Annotated in this window: 16 protein-coding genes; 9 read left to right on the top strand and 7 right to left on the bottom strand. The window is 67.1% G+C overall.

The genetic code is table 11. The annotated features are described in order from the left end of the window. Positions 1–47: 47 nt before the first annotated feature. The 5 genes from metH to ACWPKK_RS03100 all read right to left on the bottom strand — a co-directional run bounded on the left by metH (position 48) and on the right by ACWPKK_RS03100 (position 6,504). Positions 48–3,539, bottom strand: coding sequence for a methionine synthase (metH, locus tag ACWPKK_RS03120; RefSeq protein WP_452000984.1), 3,492 nt, complete (start codon positions 3,537–3,539; stop codon positions 48–50). 50 nt (positions 3,540–3,589) lie between these two features. Then, complete coding sequence (locus tag ACWPKK_RS03115) at positions 3,590–4,063, bottom strand: DUF29 domain-containing protein (protein WP_452000983.1); 474 nt, start codon at positions 4,061–4,063, stop codon at positions 3,590–3,592. 4 nt (positions 4,064–4,067) lie between these two features. Further along, the gene (locus ACWPKK_RS03110) at positions 4,068–4,541 is read right to left on the bottom strand and encodes a DUF29 domain-containing protein (protein WP_452000982.1); all 474 of its coding nucleotides are present in this window, start codon (positions 4,539–4,541) and stop codon (positions 4,068–4,070) included. 74 nt (positions 4,542–4,615) lie between these two features. Continuing rightward, positions 4,616–5,521: a methylenetetrahydrofolate reductase [NAD(P)H] gene (gene metF / locus ACWPKK_RS03105; protein ID WP_452000981.1), complete on the bottom strand. Its 906-nt coding sequence runs from the start codon at positions 5,519–5,521 to the stop codon at positions 4,616–4,618. Continuing rightward, the gene (locus ACWPKK_RS03100; protein ID WP_452000979.1) at positions 5,518–6,504 is read right to left on the bottom strand and encodes an ArsR/SmtB family transcription factor; all 987 of its coding nucleotides are present in this window, start codon (positions 6,502–6,504) and stop codon (positions 5,518–5,520) included. Before ACWPKK_RS03100 ends, metF begins: the two co-directional genes overlap by 4 nt. 455 nt (positions 6,505–6,959) lie before the next feature. Here ACWPKK_RS03100 and ACWPKK_RS03095 point away from each other — a divergent pair, with 455 nt between their 5' ends. The 7 genes from ACWPKK_RS03095 to ACWPKK_RS03065 all read left to right on the top strand — a co-directional run bounded on the left by ACWPKK_RS03095 (position 6,960) and on the right by ACWPKK_RS03065 (position 12,827). Beyond that, complete coding sequence (locus ACWPKK_RS03095; protein ID WP_324865495.1) at positions 6,960–7,745, top strand: MlaA family lipoprotein; 786 nt, start codon at positions 6,960–6,962, stop codon at positions 7,743–7,745. A 210-nt stretch (positions 7,746–7,955) separates the two neighbouring features. Further along, positions 7,956–8,540 carry an MlaC/ttg2D family ABC transporter substrate-binding protein gene (locus ACWPKK_RS03090; RefSeq protein ID WP_452000977.1) on the top strand — a complete coding sequence of 195 codons (585 nt, stop codon included), beginning with the start codon at positions 7,956–7,958 and terminating at the stop codon, positions 8,538–8,540. 197 nt (positions 8,541–8,737) lie between these two features. Then, on the top strand, positions 8,738–10,234 hold the full coding sequence (locus ACWPKK_RS03085; protein WP_452000975.1) for a pentapeptide repeat-containing protein: 1,497 nt from the start codon (positions 8,738–8,740) through the stop codon (positions 10,232–10,234). Positions 10,235–10,391: 157 nt separating this feature from the next. Continuing rightward, positions 10,392–10,529, top strand: a complete 138-nt coding sequence (locus tag ACWPKK_RS03080; protein ID WP_174757320.1) for a hypothetical protein — start codon at positions 10,392–10,394, stop codon at positions 10,527–10,529. 18 nt (positions 10,530–10,547) lie between these two features. After that, positions 10,548–11,006, top strand: a complete 459-nt coding sequence (locus tag ACWPKK_RS03075; RefSeq protein ID WP_452000973.1) for a YsnF/AvaK domain-containing protein — start codon at positions 10,548–10,550, stop codon at positions 11,004–11,006. Positions 11,007–11,011: 5 nt separating this feature from the next. Continuing rightward, entirely contained in the window at positions 11,012–12,169 is a 1,158-nt protein-coding gene (locus ACWPKK_RS03070; protein ID WP_452000971.1) for a YsnF/AvaK domain-containing protein, read from the top strand. Positions 12,170–12,341: 172 nt separating this feature from the next. Next, positions 12,342–12,827 carry a cupin domain-containing protein gene (locus ACWPKK_RS03065; protein ID WP_452000970.1) on the top strand — a complete coding sequence of 162 codons (486 nt, stop codon included), beginning with the start codon at positions 12,342–12,344 and terminating at the stop codon, positions 12,825–12,827. A gap of 78 nt (positions 12,828–12,905) precedes the next feature. Here the strand turns inward: ACWPKK_RS03065 and ettA are convergent, their stop codons facing one another. Continuing rightward, on the bottom strand, positions 12,906–14,582 hold the full coding sequence (gene ettA, locus ACWPKK_RS03060) for an energy-dependent translational throttle protein EttA (RefSeq protein WP_452000968.1): 1,677 nt from the start codon (positions 14,580–14,582) through the stop codon (positions 12,906–12,908). A gap of 162 nt (positions 14,583–14,744) precedes the next feature. Here ettA and ACWPKK_RS03055 point away from each other — a divergent pair, with 162 nt between their 5' ends. Beyond that, a complete protein-coding gene (locus tag ACWPKK_RS03055) occupies positions 14,745–15,224 on the top strand; it encodes a YaiI/YqxD family protein (RefSeq protein WP_452000966.1) in 480 nt (159 codons plus the stop codon). 131 nt (positions 15,225–15,355) lie between these two features. Here ACWPKK_RS03055 and ACWPKK_RS03050 read toward each other — a convergent pair whose 3' ends face one another. Beyond that, positions 15,356–16,759 carry an FAD-linked oxidase C-terminal domain-containing protein gene (locus tag ACWPKK_RS03050; RefSeq protein ID WP_452000965.1) on the bottom strand — a complete coding sequence of 468 codons (1,404 nt, stop codon included), beginning with the start codon at positions 16,757–16,759 and terminating at the stop codon, positions 15,356–15,358. Between the two features lie 224 nt (positions 16,760–16,983). Between ACWPKK_RS03050 and ACWPKK_RS03045 the strand changes: the two genes are divergently transcribed. After that, on the top strand, positions 16,984–18,012 hold the full coding sequence (locus ACWPKK_RS03045; protein WP_452000963.1) for an IS110 family RNA-guided transposase: 1,029 nt from the start codon (positions 16,984–16,986) through the stop codon (positions 18,010–18,012). Positions 18,013–18,238: the final 226 nt, after the last annotated feature.

Here is an 18,238-nt window from a genome sequence, read left to right as displayed (position 1 = left end):
TTCTAACACGGAACGGGCGGCGGAGGATCAACGTCGAAGTCAGGTCCTCAGACCGAGAAGTACTTGGCCCGCGGGTGGTGCAGGACGATGGCGGACGTGCTCTGCTCCGGATGCAGCTGGTCCTCGTCCGACATCTCGATGCCGATGCGGCCGGCGTCCAGCAGCTTCAGAAGCTGTTCCTGGTCCTTCAGGTTCGGGCAGGCCGGATAGCCGAAGCTGTAGCGGCTGCCGCGATAGGACTGCTGCAGCAGCTTCTCCTTGTCGCGGCTGTCCTCGGCGCCATAGCCCAGCTCCGCACGGATGCGGGCGTGGACGTACTCCGCCATCGCCTCGGTCATCTCCACCGACAGGCCGTGCAGGTAGAGATAGTCCTGGTAACGGTTCTCGGCGAACCACTCGCGCGCCACCTCGGCGCAATGCTGGCCCATGGTGACGACCTGAAGACCCAGAACGTCACGCTCGGGATCGGTCACGTCGCGCAGGAAGTCGGCGATGCACTCGCCATCCTCCTTGCCCTGGCGGGGCATGGTGAAGCGGGCGGCCTCGGTGGTGCCGTCCTCCTCGAACAGGATGACGTCGTTGCCGTCGGCCGCCGCCTTCCAATAGCCGTAGACGGCGGTCGGGCGCAGGATTTCCTCCTTCGCCGCGATCTGGAGGATGCGGTCGAGCACCGGCCGCAGCTCCTTCTTCGACCACTCCTTGAACTCCTCGAAGGACTTGCCGTCCTTCCGGTAGCCCCATTGCAGCTGATAGAGCATGCGCTCGTTCAGGTAGGTGACCAGCGTCTTCAGCGGCACATGGTCGATCAGCTTGGGCCCCCAGAAGGGCGGGGTCGGCACCGGCACGCCTTCGGCCAGACGATGGCGGCGGGCGCGGACGGCGTCCTTGTCCACCGGGCCGGTGGCGGCGCTGGTGGCCTGCCCCAGCACGCGGCGGCGGTTGGTCGCCTTGCCGGCGCGCTTGGCCTGCTGGATGGCGAGCTGCTGGTCGAAGCTGCCCTCCACCACCTTGTCCATCAGGGTCAGCCCGTCGAAGGCGTCACCGGCGTAAGCCACGCGGCCGGAGCCGTAGGAGGCCACGCAGTCGCCCTCGACATAGGCGCGGGTCAGGGCGGCGCCGCCGAGCAGGACCGGCACCTCCAGCCCCTCGCGGGTCATCTCCTCCAGGTTCTCGCGCATCACCACGGTGGATTTCACCAGCAGGCCGGACATGCCGATGGCGGTCGCCTTGTGCTCCTTGGCGGCCTGGATGATGGCGGTCACCGGCTGCTTGATGCCGAGGTTGACGACCTTGTAGCCGTTGTTGGTCAGGATGATGTCGACGAGGTTCTTGCCGATGTCGTGGACGTCGCCCTTCACGGTGGCGAGAACCAGCGTGCCCTTCTGCTGGCCCTCCACCTTCTCCATGTGCGGTTCCAGCCAGGCGACGGCGGCCTTCATCGTCTCGGCCGACTGCAGGACGAAGGGAAGCTGCATCTTGCCGGCGCCGAACAGTTCGCCGACCACCTTCATGCCGTCGAGCAGGTAGGTGTTGATGATTTCCAGCGGCGGGTGGGTCTTCATCGCCTCGGCGAGGTCATCCTCCAGCCCGGTGCGGTCGCCGTCGACGATGCGCTCCTTCAGCCGGTCCTCCACATTCTCCGCCCGCGCCTTCTTCTTGGCGTCCGCCGCCTTGCGGCCTTCGAACAGGGCGATGAAGGCGTGCAGCGGATCGTACCCTTCCGCACGGCGGTCGAAGATCAGATCCTCGGCGGTCTTGACCTCGTTTTCCGGGATCTGGTGCAGCGGCAGGATCTTGGAGACATGGACGATGGCGCCCGTCATCCCCTTCTTCACCGCATGGTCGAGGAAGACCGAGTTCAGCACATGGCGCGCCGCGGCGTTCAGGCCGAAGGAGACGTTGGACAGGCCCAGGATGATCTGGCAGCCGGGCATCTCGCGGGCGATCGCCTCGATGCCCTCCAGCGTCCAGATGGCGAGCTTGCGGTCGTCCTCGTTGCCGGTGGCGATGGTGAAGGTGAGCGGGTCGAACAGCAGGTCGGACGGGGCGAGGCCGTACTCGTTCACCGCCAGATCGTAGAGCCGCTTGGCGATGGCGAGCTTGCGGTCGGGCGTCTTCGCCATGCCCTCTTCGTCGATGGTCAGGGCGATGACGGCGGCGCCGAACTTCTTGGCCAGCGCCAGACGCTTGCGCGCCGGCTCCTCGCCGTCCTCGAAGTTGATCGAGTTCAGGATCGCCTTGCCGCCATACAGCGCCAGCGCCTGCTCCAGCACGCCGTACTCGGTGGAATCAACCACCAGCGGCGCCGTGACCGAGCCGACGAAGCGCGACATCACCGCGTTCATCTCCGCCACTTCGTCACGGCCGACGAAGGCGGTGCAGACGTCCAGCGCGTGGGAGCCCTCCTTGACCTGCTCGCGCGCCATCTCGACGCAGCCGTCCCAGTCGTTCTTCTCCTGCAGCTCGCGCCACTTCTTGGAGCCGTTGGCGTTGCAGCGCTCGCCGATGGCGAAGAAGGCGTTCTCCTGGCGCAGCGTGACCTGGGAGTAGAGCGAGGCAACCGCAGGCACCCAATGGACGGTGCGGCCCTTCGGCGCCGGGCGGTGCGAGCCAGCAGGAGCCAGCTTGCGCAGCATCTGGTTCGCCGCCGCGATGTGGGGCACGTTGGTGCCGCAGCAGCCGCCGACGAGGTTCACCCCGTCCTCGGACACGAAGCGCTCCAGCCAATGGGCGAAATCGTCGGCGCGGAGCGGGTAGTGCGTCTTGCCGTCCACCAGTTCCGGCAGGCCGGCATTGGGCTGGACCGAGATCAGGCCCGGCCAGTTCTGCGACAGCCAGCGCACATGCTCGCTCATCTCCAGCGGGCCGGTGGCGCAATTCAGGCCCATCAGCGGCACGTCCAGCGCCTGGATGACGGTGGCGGCGGCAGCGATGTCGGTGCCGACCAGCAGCGTGCCGGTGGTCTCGACAGTGACCTGGACGAAGACCGGAGTGTCGGACTTGGCCTCAAGCCGGGCGCGCTTGATGCCGTTGACGGCGGCCTTGATCTGCAGGGGGTCCTGGCAGGTCTCCACGAGGATGGCGTCCGCCCCGCCGGCGATCAGGCCGGCGGCCTGGACATAGAAGCTGTCTTCCGCCGGCTGATAGGCGATGTGGCCAAGGCTGGGCAGCTTGGTGCCCGGCCCGATGGAGCCGATGACGAAGCGCGGCAGCCCGTCCTTGAAGCTTTCCGCCGCCTCGCGCGCCAGCTCGACGGCGCGCTGGTTGATCTCGAAGGCCTTGTCGGAGATGCCGAACTCGCCCAGCGTCACCGGCGAGGCGCCGAAGGTGTCGGTCTCCACCATGTCGGCGCCGGCTTCGAAATAGCCGCGGTGGATGTCGCGGACGATGTCCGGGCGCGAGAGGGGCAGGATGTCGGTGCAGTTCTCGTGCCCCCAGTAATCCTTCTCGACGTCGAGGTCGAGCGCCTGGATGCGGCTGCCGAACCCGCCGTCGCAAAGCAGAACACGGTCACGCAGGGTGTCGAGGATGTGGGGCATGGGAATGCGTCTTGTCCGTTATTTGGCGGGTTCGGGGCGGAATGGCGGGGTCAGGTGAGGCCGTGGCGGTTGGTGGGCCACCAATCCTCGCCGAGAAGCTGCTCAAGTGAATAGGGGCAGTCGGCTGGAAGATCGTCCAGGCGGAGGCCGTCGCGCTCCAATCTAAGAGCGGCGATCTTCCGGCCGGTCTTGTAGATGTCAGCCGTCTCGATCCGTCCGCGCATGCTGGGGCTGGCCGACAGATCACGAGCAATGCGGTCGCGATGTTCGAGGACGGAGACTTTCCAGTCACCACGCGGATCGCCTGCAGGGGAATATTCCAGTTTCAGCAGATGCTCGATCACACGGACCAGCGCGCTTTCGACCGCACGCAATTCGGACCGGCCCATGCTCTCGATCTCCTCCGCGACATTCTCCCAGTCGACGGGCGTGTTGATGCGCTCCCGCGATGCCTCGCGGAGCAGGCGCGCCTGCTCCTCGGTCCAGGCGAGGAAGTCCGTGTCGTATCCGATCCGGCTGTCCATGGCGTCAGCCCTCCAGCCCATGCCGGTTCACCGGCCACCAGTTCGGATCGCGCAGGTCCTCCAGAGCATAAGGGCACTCCTTCGGCAGCGCATCGATGGCGATGCTGGCGTCCTGGCAGGCATCGTCGCGGCCATCCAGCCACGCCTTTCCCAGGATTTCGGCCGGCCAGCGCTGCAGGCTCGGATGCTCCTCCATCTTGTCTTGCAGATGGCGGCGGGCCTTGGTCACCGATATCCGCCACTTCCGGCGCGGATAGGGATCGGGCGAGTACTCCAGCTTCAGAAGATGCTCGATCACCGTGGCGAGATGACTGCGGATCGCGTCCTTGACCTGCCCGCCCATGAAGTCGAGCTCCTCGGCGATGTGCTCCCAGTCGATGGGCGAGTTGGAGCGCTCGGTTGCCGCTTCGCGCAGCAACCGTGCCTGTTCCTGGGTCCAGGCGTAGAAGTCCGCGTCGTATCCGATCCGGCTGTCCATTGCATCGCCCTCCCGCGCCCCGCTCAGCTGCCCAGCTCCGCCGCCCCAGCATAGCATAGGGCGGAACCGGCGCCCTACCCCGCCACCGCTGCGGCAGCGGGCGCGGCTTTCGCCTTCACGCCCAGCATGCGGCAGATGGCGATGGTCAGGTCGGAGCGGTTCAGGGTGTAGAAGTGGAAATCGTGCACCCCCTGCGCCTGCAGCTCCTGGCATTGCTCGGCCGCCACGGTCGCGGCGACGAGATGGCGGGTCTCCGGGTCGTCGTCCAGGCCCTCGAAGGTCTCGGCCAGCTTCGCCGGCATCGACGCGCCGCACTTGCCGGCGAACTCCACCGCGCGGGCGAAGTTGGTGATCGGCAGGATGCCGGGCACGATCGGCACATGGATTCCGGCCGCGGCACAGCGGTCGAGGAAGCGGAAATAGACGTCGTTGTCGAAGAAGAACTGCGTGATGGCGCGGGTGGCGCCGGCATCGACCTTGCGCTTCAGGTTGTCGAGATCGAACTGGGCGCTCGGCGCCTCCGGATGGGATTCGGGATAGGCGGCGACCGAGATCTCGAAGTCGGCGATGCGCTTCATCCCCGCCACCAGATCGGCGGCATAGGCATAGCCACCGGGATGCGGCTCGTACCGCCCGCCGACGCCGCCCGCGGTCTCCGGCGGGTCGCCACGCAGGGCCACCAGATGGCGGATGCCGGCATCCCAGTAGGTTCGGGCGATGGCGTCGATCTCGTCGCGGGTGGCGCCGACGCAGGTGAAGTGGGCGGCGGCCGGGATGCCGGTCTCCGCCTGGATGCGGCAGACGGTGGCGTGGGTGCGCTCGCGGGTCGAGCCGCCGGCGCCGTAGGTCACCGACACGAAGCCGGGCGACAGCGGAGCCAGCCGCCGGATCGACTGCCACAGGCTCTGCTCCATCTTCTCCGACTTGGGCGGGAAGAACTCGAAGCTGATGGAGGGCAGCGCAGAGGTGGGCGCGGTCATGACGGGACTCCGCTGAGCGAGTGGGCGGGCTTCGGGGAAGAAAGTTGAGTGCCGGCGGCAAGGCGGGTGGCCGGCCAGATGGAGACGGTGAGCGGATCGCCGGGCAGATGCACCACCGGGCCGCAATCCAGGCCGGACTGGCGGCACCAGCCGGCGACCTCGGCGTCCGCGAAGCCCAGGCGGCGGTGCGCATGCTCCTCGCGCAGGGCTTCCAGATGATGAGGGGCGAAATCGACGACCAGCAGCAGCCCGCCGGGGCGCAGGACCCGCGCCGCCTCGGCCAGGACGCCGGCCGGCGATTCGGTGTAGTGCAGCACCTGATGGATCACCGCGGCGTCGAAGGAACCGGAGGGAAAGGGCAGCTGGTACATGTCCGCCTGCCGGACATGGCAGTGGCGAAGCCCCGCCTCCTCCAGCCGGTTGCGGGCGACGGTCAGCATCTCGCGCGACTGGTCTACCCCGATCGCACGGTGGACGCGCCGGGCGAGCACCTCCAGCATCCGTCCGGTGCCGGTGCCGATATCCAGCAGCTCCTCCACCCCCTCTTTCGGGAACAGGCGCAGCAGAGCGGCCTCGACCTCGCCTTCCGCAACGTGAAGGGAGCGGATTTCGTGCCAGCGCGCGGCATTCTCACGGAAATAGGCGGCGGCGATCTCCGACCGGGAGCGCTTGATCGCCTCCAGCCGCTCCAGATCGAGCGTGAGCGTCGGATCCTCGTCGGGGATGGCGTCGACCAGCACGCGCGCCAGCTCGGCCGATTGCCCCTTCTCGGCAAGGCGGTAGAAGGCGAAGGTGCCCTCGCGGAAACGGTCGAGCAGCCCGGCGTCGCACAGAAGCTTCAGATGGCGCGAGACGCGTGGCTGGCTCTGGCCCAGGATCTGGGTCAGTTCGGTCACCGTCAGCTCGCCGTGCGCGCAGAGCGCCAGCAGCCTCAACCGCGTGGTCTCGGCCGCCGCCTTCAGCGTCGCCAGCAGATCGTCCATCGCCTTACGTCCGATTCGGGCCAGGGAGGGGTGCGGCCGGCCGGCGCACCATGCACCGACGACCCGGATACAGATATAAAGATATCTTTATGCGTCGTAAACCGCTTTTCGCGGACGGTCGCCATCGCATTGGTCACGGCGGTGGCCCGGCCCCTGCCCGCCCGCCCGGTCCGATATCGAATGCGGTGGCGCGCAAGCTCTCCGGCACCACTGCGGCCAAGCCGTCACGATCGCCGCGCTGCCGCGCAGGCTGCGAGTGCCCATGCTGGTCAAACCGCAAAGCCTGTGTTAGGTCATGAAACGGTGGAAATTCTGCGATATCTCGCCCAATCTTCCCCCCGACCGCGTAGCCACCTTGCCAGGGTTGAGGACATCCGCCATCGGAGTCTTCGGTTGTGGACAGGACATGCGGCGACCCGCACCGAGTCGAGCCCACTGATAAAGAGCCGTCGCACATGAAGCTGGCCAGCCTTTCCCGCTCCCTCCTCCGTACGGCCACCGTCGTGGCATTCGCCCTGACGGCAACGGCCTGCGCGACCAACCCGGGCGACTCGGGCGCGACGGACGCCGCCTATCAGGTCAACGATCCGCTGGAGATCCCCAACCGCTTCGTCTTTGCCGCCAACGAGGCGGCGGACATCCTGGTGATCCGTCCGGCGGCTGAGGTTTACGTCGGCGTCGTGCCCGATCCGGTGCGCGACGCGATCCACAACTTCATCGACAACCTGATGTCGCCGCTCTACATCGCCAACAACCTGCTGCAGGGCAATGTTGACGGGGCGTCGCACGCCACCGGCCGCTTCCTGACCAACACCATCCTGGGCGTGGGCGGCCTCGCCGACGTCGCCACCCAGGCCGGCATCCCGAACGCGCCGGAGGATTTCGGCCAGACTCTGGCGGTGTGGGGCGTGGGTGACGGCCCGTACATCGTGCTGCCGCTGCTGGGTCCGTCGAACCTGCGCGACACCGCCGGCTATGCCGTCGACACCGTCGGCGACCCGGTCCGCATCTGGGCCTACGGCACCGACCACAAGGGCATGCTGGTGACCCGTTCCGTCGTCAGCGCCGTCGACCGCCGGTCCGAGATCCTGAAGGAGGTCGACGACCTGCGCCGCAACTCGCTGGACTTCTACGCCACCGCGCGCAGCCTGTACCAGCAGCAGCGCCGTGCGGCGATCTCCAACAACAAGGCGTCGGCCGCGCCGGAGTTCCCGGACTACTCCACCCCGCCGAAGCCCTGATCCCGACCGCATGGCTTCTCCGCCTGCCGGCGCCTTTCCCCGAACAGGAAGCGCGCCGGCGGGACCGCCGGACGCCTATGGATTTCGGATCCCCGAGGTCACAGGACCCCCAAAGGCCACATGACCGTTGACAATGCCGCGGCAACCGCCACCTTTCGCCCTACCATGCTGACACGCCGTAATTTTGTCGCGTGCGCTGCCCTGCTCGCGGTGAGCGGTTGGGCCGGGCACACCCTCATCTCCCCCGCCGCCGCGCAAGGCGCGGACCAGGGAGCCAGCGCGTTCATCCAGAAGCTGGGGAACGACGCCATCGCAACCTTCTCGGACAAGAGCCTGTCGCGCGATCAGGCGATCCAGCGCTTCCGCACGCTCCTGTACGCCGGCTTCGACGTGCCGTACATCGGCCGCTGGGTGCTGGGCCGCTATTGGAACAGCGCCAACGAGGCTCAGCGGACCGAGTACCAGAAGCTGTTCGAGCAACTGATCGTCAACACCTATGCCGAACGGTTCGTCGAATATTCCGGCGAGACCTTCAAGATTGTCGGGACCTCTCCGGCCGGCGAGGCGGATACCATGGTGACGACCCAGATCGTCCGCCCCAACGGTCCGCCGGTGAATGTCAGCTGGCGCGTCCGCAAGGCAGGTGCCGACTTCAAGATCATCGACGTGGTGGTGGAGAATGTCAGCATGGGCGTGACCCAGCGGCAGGAATTCGCCTCCGTCGTCGAGCAGAACGGCGGCCGCATCGACGGGCTGATCCAGGCCCTGCGCCAGAAGGTCGGCCGCGCGGGCTGATCCGCCCAGCGGCGAAGCAGACAACCGGTCAAGGCCGCCTTCCCCAGGGGAGGCGGCCTTTTCCATGCCCGGCCGCTGCTTCCGCCCCCGGCGACGCCGGCCTGCCGTTCAGAATCCGTGACGCGACTGCCCGAACGGGCTATCGTTGCGCCGACGCTCCTGTCTTTCGTCATACGGTGGATCCGGGAACCCACGCCATGGCCGAACGCGATCCCAAAGAGATCGACGAACTCCGGACGATCATCCGGGCGCATCAGGCGTGGCTGAGGCGGCCGTCCAGCGGCCGTCGCGCCGACCTCAGCTTCCGCGACCTCTCGCGGCTGAATCTGGAGCGCGTGTCGCTGGTTGGGGCCAAGCTGGCCGGGGCCAATCTCAGCAGCACCCGCATGGTGAAGGCCGACCTGTCGCAGGCCGACCTGTTCGGCGCCGACATGGAGGCGGTGAACCTGTCGGGTGCCATCCTGACCGGTGCCGACCTGCGCGGGGCCAACCTGCACCGCGCCCTGCTGACCGACGCCAACCTGCGCGGCGCCGATTTCCGGGCCGGTGAACTGGTCGACAGCGGCGGCCCGGACGGCAGCCAGACGACCCGCGGCACCGGCACCACCCGGCTGACCGAAGCCAAGATGGAACGCTCGATCCTGGCAGGCGCCAACTTCAGCGGCTGCGACCTGACCGGTGCCGACCTGAACGACGCCGACCTGACAGGGGCGGAACTGACCTCGGCCGTGCTGATGGGCACCGATTTCTGCGGGGCCAACCTGGACGGGGCCGTGTTCGGCAACACGGTGATGGATCATGCCACCCTGACCCGCACCTTCATCCCCTTCGCCCTGCCGCCCGACGCCATCGTCCAGCCCAACTACACGGCGATGCCGGTGGCCGAGTTCCTGGAACTGGTGGAGCGGCACGAACGCTGGGTCGATAGCGGCGGCGCGGAGGGCGCGCGGCTCGACCTCGACCTCGTGTCGGTGGCGGGGGCTAATTTGCATGGCCGCACGCTGGCGGCCGCCCGGCTGCGCCGCTGCCGCCTGCCCGGCGCCCGCCTGACCAAGGCCAGCCTGGAAATGGCGGAGCTGTCCTACATCGACCTGGACGAGGCCGACCTGCGCGACGCCGTGCTGCGCGGGGCCACCCTGCGCCGCGCCTATCTGGCGCACACGCTGATGAACGGGGTGGATGCCCGGCCGGTGCCGCTGGCCGGCGGCCGCGACTGGCCGGCCAATTTCGAGGGCGCCGACTTCTCCGACGCCGACCTGCGCCAGTCCACCATGGGGCCGGCGGTGGTCCGCGGGGCGAATTTCCAGAATGCGCTGACGGACGGGTCCGGCATCGACGTGCCCAGCGCCTCCAGCCCCTTCCCCCCGCCGCCGCCGGAAGAGCGGCGGCGCCAGAAGCGCTTCGTGCGTCCGGGCATGGTCGTCCACACCGAACATGGCAGCTTCCCCGCCCGAAACTGGTCGGTCGGCGGCCTGTGCCTGCTGGCGGTCGATCAGCCCTATCGGCGCGGCCAGACCTTCCAGGCCCGCGTGGTGCTGGCCGACCGGCAGGAGGTGGCGGCCGTCGCCAACCTCGTGGTGCTGCATCGCGACGAGGAACGCGGCCAGCTGTCCGTCCGCTTCCACCAGTATGGCGACGACCTGAAGGCGCTGCTGAAGACCGCCTTTCTGGAACATCAGCGGATGGCCGGCTGAGCTGACGGTTCGATGCATCTGCCCTTGATCGTTCGATTTGAAAGGATCGTTGATTCCTCGGAACGATCAGGGGGAACGATCCACAAGAGGCCCTGTTTGAATGGAGCACGCCGGATGGGGGCACAACCCGCCGGTCCATCCCCGAACGGAGGCTCCCATGGCAGACGAACAGAAGCCCAGGAAAGTTGGTGTGTATGACTCCGTGACCGGAGCCGGAAGCTCCGGGATGAACTGGATGTGGATCATCATCGGCCTGATCGTGGTCGCGATCGTCCTCTATCTCCTGTTCCGCTGACCCGCGGCACCCGCCGCCATGACGGCCGACAATGAACTCCCTCGCGAAGAGGGCGACGCGGTCATTCCCCTGCACGACGAGTCGGTGACCGTCGGCAAGCAGCGGGTGGAACGAAGCCGCGTCCGCGTGTCCACGCGCGTGTCCGAACGCGAGGCGATGGTCCGCGAATCGTTGGAGCATGAAGAGGCCACCGTCACCCGCGTCCCGATCGACCGCGAGATCGACGCCCATCCCGGCATCCGCCAGGAGGGGGACGTGACGGTGATCCCGCTGGTCGAAGAAGTGCTGGTGGTGGAACGCCGCCTGATGCTCCGCGAAGAGCTGCACATCCGCAAGAGCCGGCGGACCGTCGAGGTCGAGCAGCCTGTCACCCTGCGTTCGGAGGAAGCGGTGGTGGAGCGTGTGACAACCCCGCCCTCCCCGGTTCATTCGCCCAATCAGCCCCCGTCCTACAATTCGAATTCGCCCGAGGAGTAAAGCCGATGACCAAAACCATCGTCGCTCTCTACGACCACCGATCCGAGGCCGAAACCGCATCCCGCGACCTGCAGGCCGCCGGATTCGAAACCAGCGCCGTCGAAATCCTGTCCCATGCCGATCTGACCAGCGGCGGATGGAGCGGCAGCGACACCACCGGACTCGGCACCACCACCGGCGATTCGTCGATGGGCGCCGCCAGCGGCATGGCCCGCACCGACCTGTCCACCGGCTATGTCGCGTCGCCCAACACCGTCCCCGGCAGCAGCATGGATACCGGTTTGGGAACCGGCACCGGAATGGGCGCCGGAATGGGTTCGACCACCGGCAGCACCACCGGCACGACCGGCAGCGGCATCCTGACCCGCCTGTCGGGCTGGGGCATTCCCAACCAGGATGCGCAGGTCTATGCCGAGGGCGTGCGCCGCGGCGGCACGCTGCTGAAGCTCCGCCTGGACGAGGAAGACGTCGACCGCGCCATGGAGGTGCTGGAGCGCGGCAACGTCGTGGATGTCGAGGAACGCAGCGCCGCCTATCGCAACTCCGGCTGGACCGGCTTCGATGAAAGCGCCGACTATTACGACGACAGCTCGGCGGATGAGGAGCGCATGCGCTATTCGCCCGGCCGCACCGCCATCGACACCACGGGCACGGGGATGGGCACCGCTGGCCTGACCGGCGCCGCCGCCGCCATGCGCGACGTCAACGCGGACAGCACCCGCACCACCCGCACCGGCACCTCTGAACGGGAAGAGCAGATCCCGATCGTCGAGGAGCAGGTCAACATCGGCAAGCGCACCGTCGAGCGCGGCGGCGTCCGCGTCCGCAGCTATGTCGTCGAGACGCCCGTCGAAGAGCAGGTGCGCCTGCGCGACGAGACCGTCACGGTCGAACGCCGTCCCGGCGGTCTGGTCGAGGGCAGCACGGACGTTCCGGCCGACGCCTTCCGCGAGCGCACCATCGAGGTGACGGAGACCGACGAGGAAGCGGTGGTCAGCAAGACCGCCCATGTCCGCGAGACGGTCGTGGTCCGCAAGGACGTCGAGGAACGCGCCCAAAGCGTCCGCGACACCGTCCGCCGCACCGAGGTGGAGATCGAGGATACGCGGGACGAAAACCTGCGTGACCGCCGCACCGACCGGTCGGACGATGTGACGCGCTGACCAGCCGGAAATCGGCGGCGGGACGGAGCAAGGCGGAAGCGTCTATTGGTTGCTATTCATCCAAGGTATGCGACCAATTGCGCGCTTAGGGATCGGGTGTGCATCTCTATCGTGTATCGGCGGCGAATCGCATTCCGCGATTCCGTTTCCCGTACCGGAGAGTTTGCCCATCATGTCTCGGCCCTTCACCCACCCCCGCCGCCGTCCGATGGCCGGCTTGCTCGCCAGCTTGGCGGCGGGTGTTCTGGCGGGTTCGTGCCTGCTGTCTTCCGCACAGGCGCAGACCGCTTCCAGCCAACCCGCCGCCGCACCGGCCCCGCGATCCACCCCGCTGCTGCAGACGGAGACCAATTCCAACGGCACGCCCATCGTGTATCCGAAGGGAACGCCGCAGGTCACCGCACGCATCACCGAGATCCCGCCGGGTGCGCGCACCGGCGTGCATACCCATCAGATCCCGCTGTTCGTCTATATCCTGGGCGGCAAGCTGACGATCCGGGGCGAAACCGGCGAAAGCACCGTCTACAAGGAAGGTGACGCCTATATGGAGCGCACCGACTGGCATGAAGGCATCAATGAAGGCAGCGAGCCGGTTCGGCTGCTGGCCGTCTACCCCGGCGAAGTCGGTACGCCGCTGTCGGTCAAGCGCGGCAACTGACCGCGCCAATGAAAAGGGGCCGCCGGTCGGACAGACCGGCGGCCCCTTTTCCGCTCGGGAGGGGGGTCCCTCCCGCCTTTAGCTGCGCACCAGCGGCTTGTACTTGATGCGGTGCGGCTGGTCGGCGTCGGCGCCCAGGCGGCGCTTCTTGTCGGCCTCGTAATCCTGGAAGTTGCCTTCGAACCATTCGACGTGGCTTTCGCCCTCGAAGGCCAGGATGTGGGTGGCAATGCGGTCGAGGAACCAGCGATCGTGGCTGATGACCACGGCGCAGCCGGCGAAGCTCTGCAGCGCGTCTTCCAGCGCCCGCAGCGTATCGACGTCCAGGTCGTTGGTTGGTTCGTCGAGCAGCAGGACGTTGGCGCCGGACTTCAGCATCTTGGCGAGGTGGACGCGGTTGCGCTCACCGCCCGACAGCTGACCGACCTTCTTCTGCTGGTCGGGACCGCGGAAGTTGAAGCTGGAGACATAGGCGCGGCTGGGCATGGTCTTCTTGCCGAGCTCGACCAGGTCCAGCCCGTCGGAGATTTCCTCCCACACCGTCTTCTTGGCGTCCAGGCTGTCGCGGCTCTGGTCGACATAGCCGAGCTTCACCGTGTCGCCGACGCGGAAGGTGCCGGCGTCCGGCCCATCCTGCCCGGTGATCATGCGGAACAGGGTGGTCTTGCCGGCGCCGTTCGGACCGATGACGCCGACGATGCCGCCCGGCGGCAGGCGGAAGGTCAGGCCATCGATCAGCAGGCGGTCGCCGAAGCCCTTGGCGATGTTCTCCGCCTCGATGACGACGTTGCCGAGCCGCGGCGGCACCGGGATGACGATCCGCGTCTCGCCGGACTGCTCCTTGCCGCTTTCGGCCAGCAAGGTCTCGTAGGCGGTGATGCGCGCCTTGCTCTTGGCCTGACGGGCGCGCGGGGACTGCCGGATCCACTCCAGTTCGGTGGCCAACTGCTTCTGGCGCGACTCTTCCTGGCGGCCTTCCTGTTCCAGACGCTTCTGCTTCTGCTCCAGCCAGGACGAGTAGTTGCCTTCCCACGGAATGCCCGACCCACGGTCGAGTTCGAGGATCCAGCCGGTGACGCTGTCCAGGAAGTAGCGGTCGTGGGTGACCAGGACGACGGTGCCCTTGTAGTCCTCCAAGTGCTTCTGCAACCAGGCGACCGATTCGGCGTCGAGATGGTTGGTCGGCTCGTCGAGCAGCAGCAGGTCGGGCTTCTCGAGCAGCAGCTTGCACAGCGCGATGCGGCGCTTCTCACCGCCGGACAGCTTGGTCACGTCGGCGTCGCCCGGCGGGCAGCGCAGGGCGTCCATGGTGATCTCGACCGTGCGGTCGATGTCCCAGGCGTCGGCCGCGTCGATCTTCTCCTGCAACTCGCCCTGTTCGGCCAGCAGCGCGTCGAAATCGGCGTCCGGGTCGGCCATCAGGTTCGACACTTCATTGAAGCGGTCGAGCAGCGCCTTCGTTTCCTTCAGCGCCTCCATGACGTTCTCATGGACATTCTTGGTCGGGTCGAGCTGCGGTTCCTGCGGCAGGTAGCCGACGCGCGCGCCCTCGGCGGACCAGGCCTCGCCGGAATAGTCCTTGTCCAGGCCGGCCATGATCTTCATCAGGGTCGACTTGCCGGAGCCGTTGACGCCGAGCACGCCGATCTTCACACCCGGCAGGAACGAGAGCCAGACGTTGTCGAGAACCTTCTTTCCGCCAGGATAGACCTTGGTCAGGCCCTTCATGACATAGACATACTGGTAGGACGCCATGCGCCGCTCCGACCTTCCGAAAAGATGTGAGAAATGGCGCCGCCCCATCCCTGCGGTTCTACGGCACCCTGTCGCTAGGGTCTGGTTTTAGCGCATAAGGAGCTTGCATGAAACCTTGTTGAGCCGACCCGCCAGGATCGGGGGGCAACAGGAGGAAGAGGATTGGTCAGTTCCAAAGTCGAAATCTACGTCGATGCCGACGCCTGCCCGGTCAAGGCCGAGGTCTACAAGGTCGCCGGCCGCACCGGCTGCAAGGTGTGGATCGTCGCCAACGCGCCCTTGCGCCTGCCGACCGAATGCATGGCGGAACTGGTGGTGGTCAGCGACGGCTTCGATGCCGCCGACAACTGGATCGCCGAACATGCCGGACCGACCGACGTCGTGGTGACGGCGGACATCCAGTTGGCCGACCGCTGCGTGAAGCGCGACGCCGTGGTGATCGGCCCGACCGGGCGGCCGTTCACGCCGGACAGCGTCGGCTCGGCGCTCGCCACCCGCGCGCTGATGCAGGACTTGCGCGACATGGGCGTGGTCAGCGGCGGCAACGCCCCGATGAGCCAGCGCGACAAGTCGCAGTTCCTGCAGACGCTGGACCAGGCGGTGCAGGCGCTGAAGGCGGGACGGCGGCCGAAGTTCCGGTGAGAGCGGACGCAACGGTTGCCCCCACCTAGCCTCCCCCGCTGGGCGGGGAGGGACTGCCGCTGCCGTTCCGAATAAGTACTTGCCCCCTCCCCCGCCCAGCGGGGGAGGGCTGGGGTGGGGGTAATCGCCCCTTACACCCGCACCACCTTGCCCGGATTCAGCAGATTGTCCGGATCGAACGCCCGCTTCAAATCGCCCATGACGTTGAACGCTTCGCCGGTCTCCTGTTCCAGGAACGCCATCTTGCCATAGCCGATGCCGTGCTCGCCGGTGCAGGTGCCGCCCATCTCCAGCGCGCGGGTCACCATCTTGTCGGCAAGGCGCTGGGCCTCCGCCAACTCCGCCGGGTTCTCCGGATCGAGGACGTAGACGAGGTGGAAGTTGCCGTCGCCGACATGGCCGACCATCGGGGCCAGCATGTTGGACTCCGCCAAATCCTTCTTGGTCTCCAGGATGCAGTCGGCAAGCCGCGAGATCGGCACGCAGACGTCGGTCGGCCAGCCCTTCGACCCCGGGCGCAGGGCCAGCGCGGCGTAATAGGCGTCGTGCCGGGCCTGCCACAGCTTCGACCGGTCCTCCGGCCGGGTGGCCCAGGCGAATTCCAGCCCGCCATGCTCGGCGGCGATGGCGGCCACCATCTCCGCCTGCTCCTTCACGCCGGCCTCGGTGCCGTGGAACTCGAAGAACAGGGTCGGGGCGACCGCGTAGTCGAGCTTGGAGTATTTGTTGACGGCGTCGATCTGCACCTCGTCCAGCAGTTCGATGCGGGCGACGGGCACGCCGACCTGGATGGTCTGGATCACCGTGTCGACCGCGCCCTTGATGGTCGGGAAGGCGCAGACGGCGGAGGAGATGGCTTCCGGAATGCCGTAGAGCTTCAGCGTCACCTCGGTGATGATGCCGAGCGTGCCCTCGGACCCCACGAACAACCGGGTCAGGTCATAGCCGGCCGCCGACTTGCGCGCCCGGCCGCCGGTCTTGATGACGCGGCCGTCGGCCAGCACCACGGTCAGGCCCAGGACATTCTCGCGCATCGTGCCGTAGCGCACGGCGTTGGTGCCGCTGGCCCTGGTCGCCGACATGCCGCCGAGAGAGGCGTTGGCGCCGGGATCGATGGGGAAGAACAGGCCGGTGTCGCGCAGATGTTCGTTCAACTGCTTGCGGGTCACGCCGGCCTGCACGGTGACGTCCAGATCCTCCGGGCTGACGCGCAGGATCTGCTGCATGCCCGACAGGTCAATGGTGATGCCGCCGGCCAGCGCGGCGATGCCGCCCTCCAGCGAGGTGCCGGTGCCGAAGGGGATGATCGGCAGCTTGTGCTTCGCGCAGATCTTCACGATCGCGCTGACTTCCTCCGTCGAGTTGGCGAAGGCGACGCCATCCGGCGGGAAGGGTGTGTGATAGGACTCGTCCTTGCCGTGATGCTCGCGCACCGGCAGGGAGGTGGTGAACCGGTCGCCCAGCAGAGCCGTCAGCTCGGCCCGAGCCTCCTCGGTCAGGGCCGCGCGCGGCTGGGTGGTGGCGATGACGGTCATGGGTGTTGTCCTCCCCGGTCGATGGTTCATTGGTATGACCAAGCGAGGCTAAAGCGGCAGGCGAACGCTTGGCAAGACGGGCGATGCGCAAGGGTGGAATGCCGGGTTGCGAAGGGCACATACAAGGGTGGGCGGCCATTGATGGTGTGGACGACCGCTGCTCCCGGCATCGAGGTGCCATAGACTGGTGGTTGCTGAATCCCACCTACGAGAGGGCCGTCCACATGAGCATTGTCACCGTCGGTCTTGATCTTGCCAAGCACGTCTTCCAGGTCCACGGCGTTGACGAGGCCGGGAAAGCTGTGGTTCGCCGTCAGCTCCGACGTGACGCCGTGGATGGGTTCTTCAAGGGGTTGCCGCCCTGCTTGGTCGGGATGGAGGCATGCGCCACAGCTCATCACTGGGCTCGGCGGATCATGGCATTCGGTCATCAGGTCCGGCTGATCCCGCCGGCACGCGTCAAAGCGTACGTGCAGCGCGGTAAGAAGAACGATGCCACCGACGCAGCGGCCATCGCCGAGGCGGTGGCGCGCCCGCACATGGCTTTTGTTCCGGTGAAGAGCGAAGATCAACAGGCCGTTCTGATGCTGCATCGCGTTCGCGACCAGTTGGTGCGTCAGCGGACCATGCTGATCAACGCCTTTCGCGCCCATCTGGCGGAGTTCGGCATCGTTGCCGCCCAAGGCCGCAAGAAGGCCGCCGAGCTGATCGCAGGGCTGGATGAACTGGGCATTCCGGAGATGGCCCGCATTGCCTTGCAGGAATTGACGGGACAGATCGCGAGCTGCGATGCCCGGATCGAGACCGTTGAGCGGGAGATCATCGCCTGGCATCGGACGAACGAGGCGAGCCGCAATCTTGCGACCATTCCCGGGATTGGCCCGATCACTGCCTCGGTGCTGGCCGCGACGATTACGGAGCCGGCGGCCTTCCGGACCGGACGCCACTTGGCCGCTTGGCTAGGCCTGGTTCCGCGTCAGAACTCCAGTGGCGGCAAGGACAAGTTGGGCCCGATCACCAAGACCGGGGACCGCTCAATCCGCAGGCTGCTTGTGATCGGCGCCACCTGCGTCATTCGCCACGCACGCACTCGGGCGCCGGGAGACGCCGATTGGCTGAAGGGCCTGCTTGATCGCAAGCCGGCCCGGCTCGTCACCGTGGCCTTGGCCAACAAGATGGCCCGCATCGCCTGGGCTGTGCTGACCAGAGGCGAGGTCTATCGGAAAGATTTTCCCGTTCCAGCCGCCGCTTGAAGCAGAGGGCGCGCCAGAGACCGGGAAAAGCACGTGCGAGGGTGACGAGTGAGGTGATGGCGATACGGTTCGAGCCGAGGATGGGGAAGACCCGCATGAGTCAATGCGCCCAAGGCGCGTTCGGTTGATTGGGACCCTATCCGCGGATTTCATCATGGCCCGCGGTCATAAGCGCCGCACTCTGGAGGCCGGACACATGACCGCACCCGCCCGCATTGCCAACCGC

This window comes from Azospirillum largimobile, assembly GCF_977007025.2.
This window is presented reverse-complemented; position numbering and strand designations above follow the sequence as displayed.

What these genes read in the sequence shown, in the direction of transcription:
- ACWPKK_RS03095 (WP_324865495.1), top strand. Translation starts at nt 6,960, where the DNA reads ATGAAGCTGGCCAGCCTTTCCCGCTCCCTCCTCCGTACGGCCACCGTC.
- ACWPKK_RS03115 (WP_452000983.1), bottom strand. Translation starts at nt 4,063, where the DNA reads ATGGACAGCCGGATCGGATACGACACGGACTTCCTCGCCTGGACCGAG.
- ACWPKK_RS03065 (WP_452000970.1), top strand. Translation starts at nt 12,342, where the DNA reads ATGTCTCGGCCCTTCACCCACCCCCGCCGCCGTCCGATGGCCGGCTTG.
- ACWPKK_RS03080 (WP_174757320.1), top strand. Translation starts at nt 10,392, where the DNA reads ATGGCAGACGAACAGAAGCCCAGGAAAGTTGGTGTGTATGACTCCGTG.
- ACWPKK_RS03100 (WP_452000979.1), bottom strand. Translation starts at nt 6,504, where the DNA reads ATGGACGATCTGCTGGCGACGCTGAAGGCGGCGGCCGAGACCACGCGG.
- ACWPKK_RS03085 (WP_452000975.1), top strand. Translation starts at nt 8,738, where the DNA reads ATGGCCGAACGCGATCCCAAAGAGATCGACGAACTCCGGACGATCATC.
- ettA (WP_452000968.1), bottom strand. Translation starts at nt 14,582, where the DNA reads ATGGCGTCCTACCAGTATGTCTATGTCATGAAGGGCCTGACCAAGGTC.
- ACWPKK_RS03045 (WP_452000963.1), top strand. Translation starts at nt 16,984, where the DNA reads ATGAGCATTGTCACCGTCGGTCTTGATCTTGCCAAGCACGTCTTCCAG.
- metF (WP_452000981.1), bottom strand. Translation starts at nt 5,521, where the DNA reads ATGACCGCGCCCACCTCTGCGCTGCCCTCCATCAGCTTCGAGTTCTTC.
- ACWPKK_RS03050 (WP_452000965.1), bottom strand. Translation starts at nt 16,759, where the DNA reads ATGACCGTCATCGCCACCACCCAGCCGCGCGCGGCCCTGACCGAGGAG.
- ACWPKK_RS03075 (WP_452000973.1), top strand. Translation starts at nt 10,548, where the DNA reads ATGACGGCCGACAATGAACTCCCTCGCGAAGAGGGCGACGCGGTCATT.
- ACWPKK_RS03110 (WP_452000982.1), bottom strand. Translation starts at nt 4,541, where the DNA reads ATGGACAGCCGGATCGGATACGACGCGGACTTCTACGCCTGGACCCAG.
- ACWPKK_RS03070 (WP_452000971.1), top strand. Translation starts at nt 11,012, where the DNA reads ATGACCAAAACCATCGTCGCTCTCTACGACCACCGATCCGAGGCCGAA.
- metH (WP_452000984.1), bottom strand. Translation starts at nt 3,539, where the DNA reads ATGCCCCACATCCTCGACACCCTGCGTGACCGTGTTCTGCTTTGCGAC.